Source organism: Paraburkholderia sp. Ac-20340 (assembly GCF_017104965.1).
GTDB lineage: Bacteria > Pseudomonadota > Gammaproteobacteria > Burkholderiales > Burkholderiaceae > Paraburkholderia.
In genome coordinates this window covers 412,198-428,398 of sequence record NZ_JAAGPR010000006.1, presented here as the reverse complement: position 1 = coordinate 428,398, position 16,201 = coordinate 412,198, and the positions used below count along the sequence as shown (strand labels likewise).

18 protein-coding genes are annotated in these 16,201 nt (G+C 62.4%); 11 read left to right on the top strand and 7 right to left on the bottom strand.

Annotated elements, in window-relative coordinates; translation table 11 throughout:
* The first annotated feature begins 98 nt into the window (after positions 1–98).
* From gtdA to G3N59_RS11135, 5 genes are all read left to right on the top strand, one after another.
* Positions 99–1,142, top strand: coding sequence for a gentisate 1,2-dioxygenase (gene gtdA / locus G3N59_RS11155; protein WP_205982631.1), 1,044 nt, complete (start codon positions 99–101; stop codon positions 1,140–1,142).
* A gap of 33 nt (positions 1,143–1,175) precedes the next feature.
* A complete protein-coding gene (locus G3N59_RS11150) occupies positions 1,176–1,874 on the top strand; it encodes a fumarylacetoacetate hydrolase family protein (protein WP_205982630.1) in 699 nt (232 codons plus the stop codon).
* 19 nt (positions 1,875–1,893) lie between these two features.
* Complete coding sequence (gene maiA, locus G3N59_RS11145; protein ID WP_205982629.1) at positions 1,894–2,547, top strand: maleylacetoacetate isomerase; 654 nt, start codon at positions 1,894–1,896, stop codon at positions 2,545–2,547.
* Positions 2,548–2,570: 23 nt separating this feature from the next.
* Positions 2,571–3,779 carry a 3-hydroxybenzoate 6-monooxygenase gene (locus G3N59_RS11140; protein ID WP_205982628.1) on the top strand — a complete coding sequence of 403 codons (1,209 nt, stop codon included), beginning with the start codon at positions 2,571–2,573 and terminating at the stop codon, positions 3,777–3,779.
* A 140-nt stretch (positions 3,780–3,919) separates the two neighbouring features.
* Positions 3,920–4,327 carry a DUF302 domain-containing protein gene (locus G3N59_RS11135; protein WP_205982627.1) on the top strand — a complete coding sequence of 136 codons (408 nt, stop codon included), beginning with the start codon at positions 3,920–3,922 and terminating at the stop codon, positions 4,325–4,327.
* A 184-nt stretch (positions 4,328–4,511) separates the two neighbouring features.
* Here G3N59_RS11135 and G3N59_RS11130 read toward each other — a convergent pair whose 3' ends face one another.
* Positions 4,512–4,769 carry a hypothetical protein gene (locus G3N59_RS11130; RefSeq protein ID WP_205982626.1) on the bottom strand — a complete coding sequence of 86 codons (258 nt, stop codon included), beginning with the start codon at positions 4,767–4,769 and terminating at the stop codon, positions 4,512–4,514.
* A 534-nt stretch (positions 4,770–5,303) separates the two neighbouring features.
* Here G3N59_RS11130 and G3N59_RS11125 point away from each other — a divergent pair.
* Together G3N59_RS11125 and G3N59_RS11120 are read left to right on the top strand one after the other, a co-directional pair.
* Positions 5,304–6,989 (top strand): alkaline phosphatase family protein, encoded by a 1,686-nt coding sequence (locus tag G3N59_RS11125; protein WP_205982625.1) that lies wholly within the window; start codon positions 5,304–5,306, stop codon positions 6,987–6,989.
* 238 nt (positions 6,990–7,227) lie between these two features.
* A complete protein-coding gene (locus G3N59_RS11120) occupies positions 7,228–8,655 on the top strand; it encodes a cytochrome c peroxidase (RefSeq protein WP_205982624.1) in 1,428 nt (475 codons plus the stop codon).
* 55 nt (positions 8,656–8,710) lie between these two features.
* On the opposite strand, the gene G3N59_RS11115 is transcribed toward G3N59_RS11120, so the two are convergent.
* Positions 8,711–9,688, bottom strand: coding sequence for an alpha/beta hydrolase (locus tag G3N59_RS11115; protein ID WP_205982623.1), 978 nt, complete (start codon positions 9,686–9,688; stop codon positions 8,711–8,713).
* A 381-nt stretch (positions 9,689–10,069) separates the two neighbouring features.
* On the opposite strand from G3N59_RS11115, the gene G3N59_RS11110 reads away from it, so the two are divergent.
* From G3N59_RS11110 to G3N59_RS11095, 4 genes are all read left to right on the top strand, one after another.
* On the top strand, positions 10,070–10,447 hold the full coding sequence (locus tag G3N59_RS11110; RefSeq protein WP_205982622.1) for a hypothetical protein: 378 nt from the start codon (positions 10,070–10,072) through the stop codon (positions 10,445–10,447).
* 10 nt (positions 10,448–10,457) lie between these two features.
* On the top strand, positions 10,458–10,796 hold the full coding sequence (locus tag G3N59_RS11105; protein WP_346777872.1) for a hypothetical protein: 339 nt from the start codon (positions 10,458–10,460) through the stop codon (positions 10,794–10,796).
* 16 nt (positions 10,797–10,812) lie between these two features.
* A complete protein-coding gene (locus G3N59_RS11100; protein ID WP_205982620.1) occupies positions 10,813–11,307 on the top strand; it encodes a lytic transglycosylase domain-containing protein in 495 nt (164 codons plus the stop codon).
* Positions 11,308–11,733: 426 nt separating this feature from the next.
* A complete protein-coding gene (locus tag G3N59_RS11095) occupies positions 11,734–12,195 on the top strand; it encodes a DUF805 domain-containing protein (protein WP_241023344.1) in 462 nt (153 codons plus the stop codon).
* Positions 12,196–12,208: 13 nt separating this feature from the next.
* On the opposite strand, the gene G3N59_RS11090 is transcribed toward G3N59_RS11095, so the two are convergent.
* From G3N59_RS11090 to G3N59_RS11070, 5 genes are all read right to left on the bottom strand, one after another.
* Positions 12,209–12,547: a cupin domain-containing protein gene (locus tag G3N59_RS11090; protein WP_205982619.1), complete on the bottom strand. Its 339-nt coding sequence runs from the start codon at positions 12,545–12,547 to the stop codon at positions 12,209–12,211.
* A 108-nt stretch (positions 12,548–12,655) separates the two neighbouring features.
* Complete coding sequence (locus tag G3N59_RS11085; RefSeq protein WP_205982618.1) at positions 12,656–13,087, bottom strand: OsmC family protein; 432 nt, start codon at positions 13,085–13,087, stop codon at positions 12,656–12,658.
* Between the two features lie 132 nt (positions 13,088–13,219).
* Entirely contained in the window at positions 13,220–14,008 is a 789-nt protein-coding gene (locus tag G3N59_RS11080) for a c-type cytochrome (protein WP_205982617.1), read from the bottom strand.
* Complete coding sequence (locus G3N59_RS11075; RefSeq protein WP_205982616.1) at positions 14,005–15,630, bottom strand: b(o/a)3-type cytochrome-c oxidase subunit 1; 1,626 nt, start codon at positions 15,628–15,630, stop codon at positions 14,005–14,007. The genes G3N59_RS11080 and G3N59_RS11075 overlap by 4 nt, the downstream gene beginning before the upstream one ends.
* Complete coding sequence (locus tag G3N59_RS11070) at positions 15,620–16,198, bottom strand: cytochrome C oxidase subunit II (RefSeq protein WP_205982615.1); 579 nt, start codon at positions 16,196–16,198, stop codon at positions 15,620–15,622. The genes G3N59_RS11075 and G3N59_RS11070 overlap by 11 nt, the downstream gene beginning before the upstream one ends.
* Positions 16,199–16,201: the final 3 nt, after the last annotated feature.

Here is a 16,201-nt window from a genome sequence, read left to right as displayed (position 1 = left end):
ATGCCTCGCAGGCCTATAAATTCACTCGTTGCAGATCGAATCCGGCCGCGCGCAGCACTCACAAGCGCGCCGCGCGCCGCCAAAAAAAGGAGACACCGATGTCGACGGTTCAAAACGAATCCCGCGCCGCCTACTACGAGCGCATCGCTCGCCAGCAACTCTCGCCGCTGTGGGAGTCGCTGCACACGCTCGTTTCGGCGTCGCCGCATCCCAAGGCGCAGCCCGCTCACTGGCGATACGCGCAGATCCGCGAACTGGTGATGCAGGCCGGTTCCGTGATCAGCGCGGCCGAAGCCGTGCGCCGCGTGCTGGTGATGGAGAATCCGGGCCTGCCCGGCAAATCGGCCGTGACGCCGAATCTCTACGCGGGCCTGCAACTGATCCTGCCCGGCGAAATCGCTCCGAGTCATCGGCATACGCAGTCGGCGCTGCGCTTTATCGTCGAAGGCAAGGGCGCGTGGACGGCTGTGAACGGCGAGCGCACCACCATGCATCCGGGCGATTTCATCATCACGCCTTCGTGGACGTGGCACGACCACGGCAATCCGTCGCTCGACGATGGCGGCGAGCCGGTGATCTGGCTCGACGGTCTGGATATTCCGCTGGTTGCGCATCTCGACGCGAGTTTCGCCGAGAATTTCCCCGAAGACACCCAGCCGGTCACGCGCCCCGAAGGCGACAGCTTCGCGCGTTACGGCAGCAATATGCTGCCGGTGCGTCATAAGGTAAGTGACCCGACTTCGCCAATCTTTAGTTATCCGTATGAACGCAGCCGCGAGGCGCTGGACACGCTGTATCGTCACGGCGATCTCGACGAATGGGACGGCGTGAAGCTGCGCTACGTGAACCCGGCCACCGGCGGCTGGCCGATGCCCACCATCGCCACCTTCATGCAGTTTCTGCCGCAGGGTTTTCGCGGCCGCACTTACCGCAGCACCGACGCCACCGTCTGTTGCGTGGTCGAAGGGCAGGGCACCGCGCATATCGGCGACAAGGCATTCGAATTCGCGCCGCACGATGTTTTCGTCGCGCCGTCGTGGGCGCCGGTCCGACTCGACGCCGATGCCGACAGCGTGCTGTTCAGCTATTCGGACCGTCCCGTGATGGCCGCATTGAATCTGCTGCGCGAAGCGCGTAGCTGATCCCATTCCTTTTCAGAGAGCATCCAGAGAATCATGGCATTCGTCTTTACTCCCGAGGCACCTGTTGCCGTTCCCGTCGCCGGTTCGAATGATCAATTTGCCGTGCGCCGCGTTTATTGCGTGGGCCGCAATTACGCCGCACATGCGCGCGAAATGGGCTTCGATCCCGACCGCGAACCGCCGTTCTTCTTCTGCAAGCCGGGCGATTCGATCGTGCCGGTGGCCTATGACGAAACGCTCGACATCGCGTATCCGGCGCAGACCACGAACTATCACTACGAAGCCGAACTCGTGGCCGTGATCGGCAAGAGCGGTGCGGATATCGAGGTCGACGACGCGCTCGATTATGTGTGGGGTTATGCAGTCGGCCTCGATATGACGCGCCGCGATTTGCAGATGAAAATGCGCGAGATGGGCCGTCCGTGGGAAATCGGCAAGGCCTTCGACCGCTCCGCGCCGATGGGTCCGATCCATCGCGCGAGCGAAACCGGTCACTTCGAGCAAGCCGGTCTCTGGCTGAGCGTCGATGGCGCAACGAAACAGAAAAGCGATGTGTCGCATCTGATCTGGTCGGTGGCGGAAACGGTGGCGTATCTGTCGAAGTTCTTCCGCCTCGAACCGGGCGATGTGATTTTCACGGGTACGCCCGAAGGCGTGGGCCCGGTGAAGGCCGGCGAGACGATGAAGGTGGGCGTCGAGCGTCTGGGCGAACTCAGCGTGCGCGTGGTCTGAAGCAGCGGGAGTGTCGATCGTGGAGCTTTACAGTTTTTTCAATAGCTCGACGTCCTGGCGCGTGCGCATTGCGCTCGCGCTCAAGGGCCTCGACTACGCCACGCTGCCGGTGAATATCCGTACGCTCGCGCATCGCGAGTCGCAGTACGTGAACGAAGTGAATGCCTCGGCGGCCGTGCCGGCGCTGGCCGATGCGGCGCTCGAAGGCGGCCCGCTCGGGCAGTCGCTGGCAATGATCGACTGGCTCGACGCGCAGCATCCCGAGCCCCGTCTGATTCCCGCCGACGCGCAACAACGCGCACGCGTGCTCGAATTCGCCGATCTGATCGCCTGCGATATTCACCCGGTCAACAATCTGCGTGTGCTGCGTTATCTGCAGGATGTGCTGAAAGTTACGGCTGAGCAAAAGGATGCGTGGTATCGCCACTGGATCGCGGAGGGCATGGCGGGCGTCGAGCGTCTGCTCGTGCGTGCGCGCAGCGAAGGCCCGTGGTGCTTCGGCGCGCAGCCGACACTGGCCGATTGCTGCCTGATTCCGCAGATCGGCAACGCCTTGCGGTTCGGCTGCGATCTCGCGGCGTATCCGCGTGCGATGGCGGTGTATGAGCATGCGCAGACGCATGCGGCCTTTATGCAGGCGCAGCCGCAACGGCAACCCGACTATATTGCGTGATCCGGTCAGAGGAGACATTTACCATGAGTACAACGAATCAAACCGGACCGCGCGTGATCGTGGTTGGCGGCGGCATTGGCGGACTGGCAGCGGCGCTTGCGCTGGCTCGCCGCAACGTGCGGGTGTTGCTGCTGGAACAGGCCGAGAAGATCGGCGAGATTGGCGCGGGCATTCAGCTCGGGCCTAACGCCTTCCATGCGCTCGATGCACTGGGTGCGGGCGAAGCGGCGCGCACGCGCGCGGTCTACACCGACTGGCTCAATCTGATGGACGCCACCGATGCGAGCGAAGTCGCGCGTGTGGAAACCGGCGAGCGCTTTCGCGAGCGATTCGGCAATCCGTATGCGGTGATTCATCGCGCGGATATCCATTTGTCGATTCTCGAAGCGGTGCAGGGCAATCCGCTGATCCAGTTCCGCACCAGCACGCAGGTGCAGACGCTGGAACAGGACGAAAGCGGCGTGACGCTGACCGACCAGCACGGCGAGCGTTATCGCGCCGATGCCGTGATTGGCTGCGATGGCGTGAAATCGGCGATCCGCGCGAAGCTGATCGGCGACGATGCGCGCGTGACGGGCCACGTGGTCTATCGCGCCGTGGTGGAAACGGACAATATGCCCGAGGATCTGCGCATCAACGCTCCGGTAGTGTGGGCCGGTCCGCATTGCCATCTGGTGCACTATCCGCTGCGCGGCGGGCGTCAGTACAACCTCGTCGTCACCTTCCATAGCCGCGAGCAGGAAGTGTGGGGCGTGCACGACGGCAGCAAGGAAGAAGTGCTGTCGTATTTCGAAGGCGTGCATGCGAAGCCGCGCCAGATGCTCGATCGTCCGACTTCGTGGCGGCGCTGGGCAACCGCCGACCGTGATCCGGTCGAGCGCTGGAGCTTCGGCCGCGCCACGCTGCTCGGCGACGCCGCGCATCCGATGACGCAATATATCGCCCAGGGTGCCTGCCAGGCGCTCGAGGACGCGGTCGCGCTGGGCGCGGCTTACGAGGCGGCAAACGGCGACTTCGAAAAGACGTTCGCGATCTACGAGAAGGCCCGCATTCCGCGCGCTGCGCGCGTGCTGTATTCGGCGCGCGAAATGGGCCGCATCTATCACGCGAAGGGCGTCGAGCGGCTCGTGCGCAACTCGTTGTGGGTCGGACGAACCCAGGAGCAGTTCTACGACGCGGTGCAGTGGCTCTATGGCTGGAGCGAAAAGACCTGCCTGCAGGGTGCCATTTAAGGGAGTAGTGGCTTCGTGCTCTGGCGGTTTCAGGCGCGCCCAAGCGTCGTGAGATGGATTCGCCTTCAGGCTGTCGTCTTTATCGACTACAGTGCGAATTCGTACACGCACGCGCGTGCGTCCACCAAGGAGCACCAGCCATGACGACCGGGCACGGGCAACACCCCTCATCCGTCGTGACGCTCAAGAGCGCCCACGACTTCGACACGACGATCGCCCACATCAAGACCGCCCTGGAGGGCGCAGGCGCCGTCGTGTTCGCAGACGTGGACCAGCGCGAGGCCGCCGCGCTCGCCGGCCTCGATTTACGCCGCACGCGGCTGATCCTGTTCGGCAATCCCAAGGCGGGCACGCCGGTCATGGCGGCCAATCCGCACGCGGCGCTGGAGTTGCCGCTGCGCCTCGTGGTCTGGGAAGACGACGCGGGCCACGCGCATATGGACTATCGCGACGTTTCGCAGACGCTCGGCCCGCTCTACGCCATCGCGCCCGATCTGCTCGTGCCGCTGCAACGCGTGGTGGGATTGTTGCAGACCGCCGTGCAGTGAGGCCGTGCAATAAAGCTGCCGCCTTTCATTTCGCTACGCGTTTAAGGCTTTGACACGCACGTGTTAAGCCCGCGCTTGCCTTGAGTCAAGCGTCAGAAAGCGCGTTGCAAGGTTCTGCATCGCGCCATCGCTCAGGCGTCAACGGCACGCGCGAGTTGTTCGGCGTGCCTTCGTGCCTGATCGATCACTGCCCGAAATATATATCGCAGTCCGAACGAGGCCAGCACGCCTTGCTGCGGCGCGACCCCGTCGCGCTCCGCGTATCGGGCATGCCGCCGTACGACATATCGGTGTTCGCCTGGGCGCTCGCATTCGCATCGTTGGTCATCGTCTGATGCGCGCGTTCCTGCGAAATGGGCTCGCTTTGCGACTGCGCCGTGCCAGGCGCCGTCGCGGCCGCCACCGTCACGATGGCGGCGATAAACGCCAATCGGATCTTCATTTCCACACTCCTTCTTGAACGCCGGGGCCGCAACACGCGACGCCCCGGCGCGCGCGCACGGCACACACTGCCGTGCCGTGCGCACTCGAGAGGAAGGCCGGAATGCCGGCGCATGGGCGCCAGGCTGCCGAACGTGTTAGCTGATGCTTCCACAGTGGACGCGCCTCCGCCGGATCGGGAGGCGGCGCAGCGTGGCGCGGCGCAAGAAGAGGGACAAAAGCGGGCGCGCAGAGAACGTCCACGCTGCTGCTTCAGTTATAGATCGCGCCCCTTGCATGTGCAAAACCGCGCCTTCCCAAATGTTGCGATTTGCCCGCAATCCTTTCCAGATTGAAATGTAGCGAAAGCTTAAAGAAATCGAACGGTCGCCGTGTAGTCATGTTCCGGTGTTGTAATTCGCACGCCCTGATGTCTGGCGCATTACCTGTGTAAGTACCTGGAAGGCGCTGAAATACGAAAGGCAGGCCCACACGTCTTTTTGACGCGCCCGCAGGACTCTAAAACCAACTCGAAGAATCGATGGAGCCCAACAACATGTATCGCCGAGCATTACTCGCCCTACCGTGCGCCGGTCTGGCCGCCGCACTGTTCGCGTGCGGAAGCAGCAACTCGAACAATGGATCGTCGGCGACCGCGGCGGTGTCCGCGCAAGACGCTCTTACGACCGCCACGCCGATCAAGCATCTCGTGGTGATCTATGGCGAGAACGTCTCGTTCGACCACTACTTCGCGACCTATCCGAGCTCGACGAACCCCACGGGCGAGCCGGCTTTCTCGGCCGCTACGGGCACGCCGAGCGTGAACGGTCTGTCCGGTTCGCTGCTCACCTCGAACCCGAACTTCACCAACACGGCTAACGGCACGGGCGCCGCCAACCCCTTCCGTCTGGACCGTTCGCAGGCCGCCACGGCCGACCAGAACCACGCCTACACGGCCGAGCAGCAAGCCGGCGACAACGGCGCGCTCGACCTGTTCCCGAAGTACACGGGTAACGGCACGAGCGGCGGCGCGGACGCCTTCGGCACGAAAGGCCAGGTGATGGGCTACTACGACGGCAACACCGTCACGGCCCTGTGGAACTACGCGCAGAAGTACGCGATGAGCGACAACGCATGGACCACGACGTACGGTCCGTCGACGCCGGGCGCACTCGAAGTGGTGTCGGGCCAGACCAACGGCCTCGAACTCGTGAACACGTCGAAGCAGCCGGCCACGGCGACGACCTCGTCGTACTACATCGCTGACGGCGCGGGCGGCCTCACGATGATCAACGACGTCGATCCGGGCTACGACACGTGTTCGAGCACGACCGATTCGGGCATGATCAACGCGCTCAATATCGGCGACCTGCTGAATGCGCAGAAGGTCAGCTGGGGCGGCTTCATGGGCGGCTTCAACCTGCAGACCGTGAACTCGAACGGCACGACGGGCTGCAAGCGCAGCACGATCGCGACGGCCGTGAACGCTGCAACGAACGACTACATCCCGCACCACAACTGGTTCCAGTACTTCAAGTCGACGTCGAACCCGCTGCACACGCGTCCGAGCTCGACGGCCGCGATCGGTTCGAGCCTCGAATCGGACGGCAAGACGGCCGAGCCGGCCAACCACCAGTACGACACGGATGACTTCTTTGCCGCTGTGAAGGCCGGCAACTATCCGTCGGTGAACTTCCTGAAGGCTCCGGCTGCACAGGACGCGCACGCTGGCTACTCGGACCCGCTCGACGAACAGGCTTTCGTCACGAAGGTCGTGAACTTCCTGATGCAGCAGCCGGACTGGAAGAACACGCTCGTCGTCGTGACCTATGACGATTCGGACGGCTGGTACGACCACCAGTACATGGCGCCGGTGCATTCGTCGATGGCCGCAGCCGATCAGCTCAACGGCAGCTCCGTGTGCGGTACGGGCACGCAGCCGACGGGTGTGGCGGGCGCGCCGGTCAACGGCCGCTGCGGTCCGGGCACGCGTATTCCGTTCCTCGTGATCTCGCCGTATGCGAAGGCCAACTACGTCGACCATACGTTCATCGATCAGGCTTCGGTCGTGCGCTTCATCGAAGACAACTGGCTCGGCAGCGCGCGTCTGGGTGGCGGTTCGTTCGATGCGGCAGCCGGCGATCTGCGCGGCATGCTGAACCTGACGGGCACGGCCAACACGACGCCGCTGTACCTCGACACCACGCTCGGCACGCAACTGAGCTCCGCACCGGCGATGTGATCGCTGCCCGGCGCGAGATCGGGTTGCGCACGCATCGATCGGCCTGAATTGGACTGATTCTGGTTGATCCGATGGGTGGGCAAACCCGGACCTCGCGCCGGGTTTTCGCCGTTTTTTCAGCCCGGTTCAGATAAACCGAACCGGCGCAGGTAGAGCCCGACGCCGTGTCGAGCGCCACCGGTCAACCGCCGGGCGCCCACGGCTTTCGGCATTTTTGTCCCGCCAGGAAGAACGCTTCATGTCCGAGCTTTCCGCATCGCCCACTCCGTCCTCTCCCACGCCGCGTGCGCCGGCCAGGCCCGCGCGCCTCGTGCTGCGCGCCGCTGCCGCCGTGGCGATTGCCGCGCTGGGTTTTTGTGCCTATGCCGTGGCGTTTCCCGCCAACGTGCCCGAGCAGGTGGGCGATATCGTCGAGAACCTGACCGGCGCGAATCCGCATCCGGTCGTGCTGCAGCGGCCGCCCGTCGCGCCGCTTTCGGCGATGGCGCAGCTCGGCAAAAAGCTCTTTTTCGATCCGTCGCTGTCGGCTTCGGGCCAGCAGTCGTGCGCGTCGTGTCATAGCCCCGACCACGCTTATGGCCCGCCCAATAGCCTCGACGTGCAAAAGGGCGGCCTCGCGATGACGCAGCAGGGCTATCGTCCGCCGCCTTCGCTGATGTATCTGTATCGCCAGCCGAATTTCAGCATCGGCCCCGATGCCGGCGAAAACGACGACGCGCCCACCGTCGCGCAGCAGGCCACGGCGGCTGCCAATGTGGTCAAGTCGCAGAAGACCGCGGGCGGCGCATCGACCTCGGTGGAAATGGTGCCGCAGGGCGGTCTGTTCTGGGACGGCCGCGCCGACACGCTTCAGCAGCAGGCCTACGGCCCGCTGATGAACCCGGTCGAAATGGCGAATACGAGCATCGACACGGTTGCCGAAAAGCTCAAGAACACGCCGTACGCGAAGGAATTCAATGCGTTGTTCGGCGCGCGGGTGTTCGACGATCACCGCCTGGCCGTTGCCGAAGCGATGTTTGCGATCTCGCGCTATCAGGTGGAGGATCAGTCGTTCCATCCGTATAACAGCAAGTACGACCGCTGGCTCGAAGGCCGTGCGCATCTGAGCCAGGCCGAACTGCATGGCCTGCGTCTGTTCAACGATCCTGACAAGGCCAATTGCGCGGGCTGCCATTTGTCGAAGCCCGCCAAAGACGGTCTGCCGCCGATGTTCACCGACTACCAGTACGAGGCGCTGGGCGTGCCGCGCAATCGCAAGCTCGCGCAGAATCAGGATGCGAAATTCTTCGATCTGGGCGTGTGCGGCCCGTTCCGCTCCGACTTCAAGGACCAGACGCAATATTGCGGCATGTTCCTCACGCCCACGCTGCGTAATACCAGCACGCGGTCGGTGTTTTTCCACAACGGCATTTATCACAACCTCGATCAGGTGATGGCGTTCTATAACGAGCGCAATACCGATCCGGGCAAGTTCTATCCGCATGGCGCCAACGGCAAGATCGACAAATACGACGATATTCCGGCGCAATTCCAGAAGAATGTCGATGTGACCGATGCGCCGTTCGATCGCAAGTTCGGCGAAAAACCGGCAATGACCGCCGATGAGATTCGCGATATCGAGGCCTTCCTCAAGACGCTGAACGACGATCCGGTTGCGGCGAACTGAGTGGGTTTGATGCAACGTCCCGCATCGATCGCGATGCGGGACGTTGCGCACGCAATTACTTCGCGGCGAGCGGTTGCGGTGTTTCAATGAAGCGTTCGATGGCGGCCATGGTCGGCTCGGGCGCTTCTTCCATCAGCCAGTGTCCCGAACCCGGCACGATGACGCCTTCCACGTGGGTATCGACCTGCCTGGCTTGATCGATCAGGAAAGTGCCGGAGGCTTTTTCTCCCGCGACCACGAGCATCGGCATCGTCAAGGGTTTTTGCGCGAAGGCGGCGAAATCGTCGGCGTCTTGTCCGAATGCGTGGAAATACTCGAAACCGGCTTGCATGCGGCCGGGACGCGCATACGCGGCGGAATAATATCGGCGATCTGCTTCGGATAACGAATGATTGCCGTTGGCGGCGAAGTCATTCCAGAAGTGCTCGAAGTAGACGCGTTCGCGGCCTTGCACGAGCGCAAGCGGCGTGGCGCCATAAAAGTTGAAATGCCATTTGTCGCGCAGCAGGAAAACCTTTTGCCAGTCGCCGACGCCGGGCAGGAATGCATCCATCAGCACGATGCTTTGCACTTCGTCGGGATATTGCGCGGCATAAGCATAGGCCACCATCAGGCCGATATCGTGACCGACGATCTTCACCTTGCGATAGCCGAGCGCATGGACCATGGCGTGAATGTCCTGCGCGAGCGCCTTCTTGTCGTAACCGTTCGCGGGGATGCCCGAATCGCCCGCGCCGGGCAGGTCGGGCGCGATCACCGGGCCGTTGGCGGCGAGGCGCGTCATCAGCGGGCGCCACATATGGCTGGTTTCCGTGTAGCCGTGCAGGAGCACGACGGGCGTGGCGTCGTTGCCATCTGCGGAGCTGGATCCAGCGTCAGACCCGGCACCGGCCTGGAGATAGTGCAGGCGCAGGCCATTCGCTTCGATATCGTGCGCGGAGATAGCGGGCGCCGCAGCGTGGGCCGTTGCGACGAGTGCGGCGGCGCTGGCGAGCGCGGCCGCGGCGCGCTTGAGTGTGGTTGAGAGCTTCATGTGAGCGGTTCCTCGAGAAGTGGCCGAATGAATGTTCGACACGTTGGAACCGATGATGGACCGCATCACGCCCGTTGCCGTACGAGCGGAACGACGAAGATGTTCGAAGAAATCGAACAGGTGAAAATGACTGCTGCCCGCCCATTTCGTTAGACGAATGCCCCGAAAATGGGCATATGACGAGTAAGCAAATGTCATGGTTCGCCGATTGACGAAGCAATTCTCTACACAGACTGCGATCCCTCTGGCAGCAATGTTCCCCCAGGCCGCACATCGCGAGCGAGTTTTCCCTTTTTGGCAAACGTTTGCCGCCCGACTATCAAGTCCACGTAAAAAAAGCCGAAAACGCGCATGTAGACCTGTAACTCTGGAGATTGGGACGTGAAGCGCGTTGTCTTCTTACTCGCCGTACTTGCCGTGACAGGCTGCGCGCAATTGCATCCGGTCGATTCGGCGCAGGCTGGCAAGCCGGCCTTGTCGGGCGCGATCCTGCGCTTCGATATTCCCGCCGATGCGCTCGGCGCACGCGATCCGCAACTGAGCGCCGTGCTCGCCAAGGCGGGCGCGCTGGCCGCTGCGCAAAAGCGCCCGACCTTGATTCGCGTGACCGCGCTCGGTCAGGATCTGCGATACATCAACGAGGCGATCTGGCGCGGCGTGCCGGTGCACCAGACCAACAAGCCGGTGCTCGAAAACCTCACGGCCGGCGCGAACCAGACGTACAGCGTGTCGATCGAGCCGCTGCAATCGGGAGGCTGACGAGATGCGCATGATTGCTTTCGCGCTCGGCGCGATGCTGCTGTCCACCGCCGCCTGGGCGGGCCAGCCGGATGCTTCGGGCGCGAGCCTGCAGGCGTCGGCGGGATTTTCCGCTTCGCCTTCCAGCGACAAGGTGTATCCGCCGCTGCCCACGCTCGCGATGCTGCCGCCCGCAGCCAGCAGCGACGACGACGATCTGCCTGCGCCACGCACGTCGTCACGCAAAAAGAAGCAGCGCCAGCATGATGTCCGCCCGGTTGGGCCGACGGCGCGGCTCGTGGTGTCCGATTCTTCGCGCACCTATCTGAAGGACATCGAGCATCAACTCGATGTTGCATTGGCGCGCTAATCAGGAGATCACGGGGATGTCTGTCAATCTATTGCGTGCGCTACGCCGCACGCGCCTCGGCGTTTTCGGTGTGCTGGCCTGTGCGGCCGCGGCATTGGGTACGCCCGCCGCGCAAGCTTCGACGACCGATAACGACTGCTTCGAAAAAGCCGGCGCCTATCAAGGCGTGAATCCGCTCGTGCTGCGCGCCGTGGCGTGGCGCGAATCGAAAGGCGATGCCTCGGCCGTGAATCACAATACCAACGGTTCGATCGACGTTGGCCAGGCGCAGATCAATTCGATTCACTTTTCCGAACTGGCGCGCCAGGGCATTCCGCATCGCGCGCTCACGGACCCGTGCGTGAATATCTTTGTGGCCGCGTGGTTGCTCAAGCAAAAGATGGTGCGATACGGCAACACGTGGCGTGCGATTGGCGCGTATCACTCGGAATCGCCGGGCGAGCGCGATGCCTACGCGCGCAGCATTCAGGCCATTCTGGTGAGCTGGGGCCAATTGCAGCCCACGCGTTGAATGAGCGGTGACGGGGCGATGGCGCCTCGTCACTGTTTTTTGAGGCCTTTCCCTTGCGCCTCGCACTGCGATCGTCAAGGTTGCGCGTGCAACCAGTTTCAGTCTGCGGTTCCCTTTATTCCCTATTCGAATTGATATGCCGCAAGCATTGAATGCATGCGAATTGAATCGATTATGGAAAATCGACTATTTGAGGCATCATTACGCGCGATTTAAATATCGGCGAATCGATCCGCTATGAATAATAGAAAGGTTTGATTCTAAAAATTCTTCAATTTTTCATATGAAGATGTCGATAATCCGTTAGACGGGGTGCGCGGGGTGCGTATTCGGTGTCATGTTGTTCGCATAATAATGTCCGAAGTTGTCTTCGCATCGGCGTATTCAATCCGCACAAATAACGACAGTGAATAAAGGAGCGAATCGATGGATATGATGTTCTGCTACGGCTGCGGCAAGCAGCTTCACAAGACGGCCCAGACGTGTCCGGGTTGCGGGGCAATCCAGCAGGGCACGGTCGCGCTGGCCGCTGCGAGCGTTGGGACGGGAGAAGAAGCGCCGCAGAACTGGTATATCGGGCCGCTCAAAAAATACGTCACGTTTAGCGGTCGCGCGCGCCGCAAAGAGTTCTGGTATTTCACGCTGTTCAGCACGCTGATTTCAATTGGCTTATTGATCATCGGCTGGATGCTGAATGTCGAGAGCGCCTTGAACAGCCTTTACAACCTCGCCGTATTTCTGCCCACCGTTGCCGTCGGCGTGCGTCGTCTGCACGACACGGGCCGCAGCGGCTGGTGGTATCTGCTGCCTATCGTGAACCTGATTTTCTGGGCGCAGGATGGCGATTCGGGGCCCAATAAATACGGCGACGATCCCAAGTCGGTCTGAGTTTCCGGCGCACTCAATGCGTGTCGTGTGCGAGATGAATCGTCACGATGATCGAGGCGTCGTCGAGTGCTTCCAGCGCGTGCGCCTCGCCCTTGTTCAGCAGCAGCATGTCACCGGCGTGCAGGGTGCGGGGTTCGCCGTTGATGGCAAAGCGGATCACGCCTTCGACGCATAGCACGGTGATTTCACCGGGGGCGCGATGCTCCGGCACGCGTTTGCCCGCGGGCAGCACCATGCGGATGACTTCCAGTTGCGCCGCACGAATCAGGGTGATCGTGTTCGCGTTCTTGAGCGCGGCGCCAAGCGGACGGACGTCGAAGAGCTCGCCGGGCGCGGCATGGGGAATGGCCATGACGGTTTCTCCATCAAAGTCCAGCAAATTCCACCACGGCAGCGGACCCGGCGTGAATCGGCGTGGCCGGGCCGCCGCATGTTGCTGAAGTACGTCGCTGAATAGCGCTTAACCCGCCAGCTTCGCGTTCAAGGTGATCTTCGCGTTGTTTGCGAACAGCTTTGACACTGGGCAGTTTTCTTTCGCGCCCGTCGCGAGTTTTTCAAACGTCGCCTGATCGATACCGGGAATCGTCGCGGTCATGTCGAGCTGGCAGGCCGTGATCGAAAAGCCTTCGCCGACTTTCTCCAGCGTGACCGTCGATTTCGTCTCGATGTTGTCGGCCTTGAAGCCCGCTTCGGTCAGGAAAAGCGAGAACGCCATGGTGAAACAGCCTGCATGCGCGGCGCCGATCAACTCTTCGGGATTGGTGCCGGGACCGCCTTCGAAACGCGAGGCGAAGCCATAGGGCGCGTCGCGCAGCACGCCGGTCTGGGTCGAAATCGTGCCCTGGCCGTCCTTGATGCCGCCATGCCATTTGGCGCTTGCCGTCTTTTGCATGATGTTTCTCCGTGAGGGAAGTGGTCGAAGAGCTTACAGCGGGGATCGAGCAGGCGCGCAAGCGGCGTGCCGCGGCGCATTCGTTACGGCGTCGCGTCACGCGTCACGCATCGCGCCCGGGTCAAGCTCGGGTCAAGGATTCGCGCTGCCCGCATACCACGCGGCGGCCGTGTCGATTTCCTCGGGCGTCATATTGCGCGCGATGTTGCGCATCTGTTCGGAAATATCGTTGTGGCGCGTGCCGTTTGCGAATGCCGTGAGCTGCGCCTTCGTGTAAGCGGCTGGCAGGCCGTCGAGCCACGGGCTGCCCACCTTGCTGTCGATACCGCCGTGGCAGGCCGCGCAAGCGGGAATGTTGCGCATCGGCGCGCCGTGCGCGACGATCGCGGGCATATCGCCACTCAGGCGCGCAACGGGGGCGAGCGAGGCGTAATACGCGGCCAGATCGCGCATGTCCTGATCGGACAGATTCTGCGCCATCGGCGACATCACGGCGCTCTGGCGCGCGCCGCTCTGGAAGTCGAGCAATTCCTTGTAGACCACGCTCGCGTATTGGCCGGCGAGATTCGGCGAATTTGCTTCGCTCATGCCGCGCGGACCGTGGCACATGGTGCAACGCAGCGAGAGGGTGGCGCCACGTCCGATCGATAGCGAACTGGCGTCGTCGAGCATGTGCGGCGCGAGTTCGACCGTGCTGACCTTGTAGCCGGGCGTGACGGTGGCGCTTGCCTGACCCCACTGACGCGGCACGCCCGCCGCGCTGCAGATCGCGTTCCAGAGCCCCTGAAATTGCGGGTCGCTTTGCGCGGACGGCAGCCAGACAAAGCCGATCAGCGCGGATACGACGAGCACCAGAATGGTCGCGCCAACGCTCGCGCGAAACCAGACATTGCGTAACGAGAACAGGCGTTCGTCGTTCATCGCGGCGCTCCGATCGGAATGGCGGGCACGGCGGTGTTCGGCGTCGCGAGCAGTTGCGCGATCGGGTAGCCGTAATTGGCGATCGTCAGCGCGACCATCAGCACGATCCACAGCGCGAAGCTGTTGAGCGCCACCGGCAGTCTCGGCGATTCGTGCACCGGCGCGCTAAAGCGGTATTCCTCGGCGGGCTGCGTGGCGCTGCGATGGCCTTGCAGCAGCACCACAAAAAACAACACGGCTGAAATCACGAGAATCAATCCGCCAATCGCCGATATCGTCACGAGACTTGCCTGCGCCGCCAGCGCGGGATCGCTGTAATCGAAATAGGCCATGCGGCGCGGCATGCCGAGCAGGCCGACCAGATGCCAGGGAAACGTCGTCACGATCATGCCGATAAACCACAGCCACAATTGCCAGCGCATCAGGCGCCAGTTGGCGAGCGTGCGCCCGGTGAGTTGCGGCCATAGATCGTAGGCAATGGCGAAATACATGATGACGATTGCGCCGCCGTAAATCAGGTGGAAATGCCCCGTGACCCATTGCGTGTTGTGGATCGGCTGATCGAGCTGGTAGCTCATATTGATGAGGCCGCCCGCGCCGCCGAATCCCAGCATCACAAAGGAAAATGCGAGTGCGAGCATTTGCGGGTTATGCCAGGGCAGCTTTGCGATCCAGCCGAATACGCCTTTGCCGCCGCGCAGCCGTCCCGCAATTTCAACCGAAGCGCAGATCGTGAATACCGTGAGCAGCGTGGGCACGGCCACCAGCGCGGTAAAGACCGATTGCAGGAACTTGAAGCCCGCGCCCACTTGCGGATCGGTAAAAAGGTGATGCAGGCCGATGGGCATCGCCACGACCAGAAATAAAATGAATGAGATGCGCGCCATTGAATCGCTATAAAGGCGCCCGCCAATTGCACGCGGAATGATCGTGTAATAGGCGATATAGGCGGGCATCAGCCAGAAGTAGACGATGGCATGCAAGGTCCAGGAGAAGAACACGCGGGCGAGGCCGGCATCGATGGTGTGGCGCCAGCCCAGCGCGACGGGCAGGATCTGGAACAGCACCTCGATCGCCGCGCCCACGGCGGTCCAGCCCCACAGATACGCGCCTGCCGTGGTTGCGAACATCGCCAGCGGCACGGGTTTGCCGCGATTCTCGCGCTTCCACGCCGCGAGATTCACGCTCATCAGCGCAACCCAGATCCACGAGCCGACCACCACCAGCACCACGCCGATGTAATAGAACACATTGCCGATCATCGGCGGATAGAAGGTGTAGAGCACCGATGCACGGCCGAGCGCAACCGGCACCGAAGCCGTCACCGCACCGAGCGTGAGCAGAATGAAGCCAAGCCACGCGAAGCGCACCCCTACGAGCGGGCGCTTGAGCGCAAGCTCGCTCACTGCGTATCCAAAACCCATGGCGATCAGCGTGGGGAACGCATAGCCCATCACCGTGCCGTGTTCCGTCACGGATCGATAATATATTTCGGGGTCCTTAAGCCACGGGTGGAGCGGGCTGCGTACGAGCATCTGCCAGGCGCCCAGCAATAGCGCCACGCCGAACAGCACGAACCCGAGCCAGAAATGGGCGAGCACGAGGCGCTTGTTATTTAACACAGCTCAGTCTCCCCGAATGATTCTCCGGCAGCGCGGCCATCTGCATGAAGGCGTCGCGATCGACTACTTTTACGTGGGCCCACATGCCTTGATGACCGGTGCCGCAATATTCGTGGCAGGGCATCAGGTGATCGCCGGGTTGGGCAAAGGTCGTGCGGAAAGTGGAGACGTAGCCCGGTTCGACCATCGAATTGAGGTTGGTGTCGGTGACGAGAAAACCGTGCACGACGTCGGCGCTGGTGGCGCGAAAGGTGATCGGCACGCCCGCCGGCACGACGATGCATTGCGGCGTGAACGAATACTGCTGCGCCAGCACGCGCACCGTCACGGAGCCATTGGGTTCGAGTGCGCTGCCCAGATTGGTTTCGATGAACTCGCCGGATACGTGCAGCGTTTCCGGATTGATGGTTTCGACGCGCGAAGGCGGCATCATGGCCCAGTGCAGACCGGTGAAAACCACCATCGCCACCAGCACGAGAGCGAGCGCGACCATGAACATGGCCCAGCGGCGCTCCACGCGTGCGGCGACTTCGGCGCTGGCATGGGGATCGGTTGGATGCGTGGACATGGG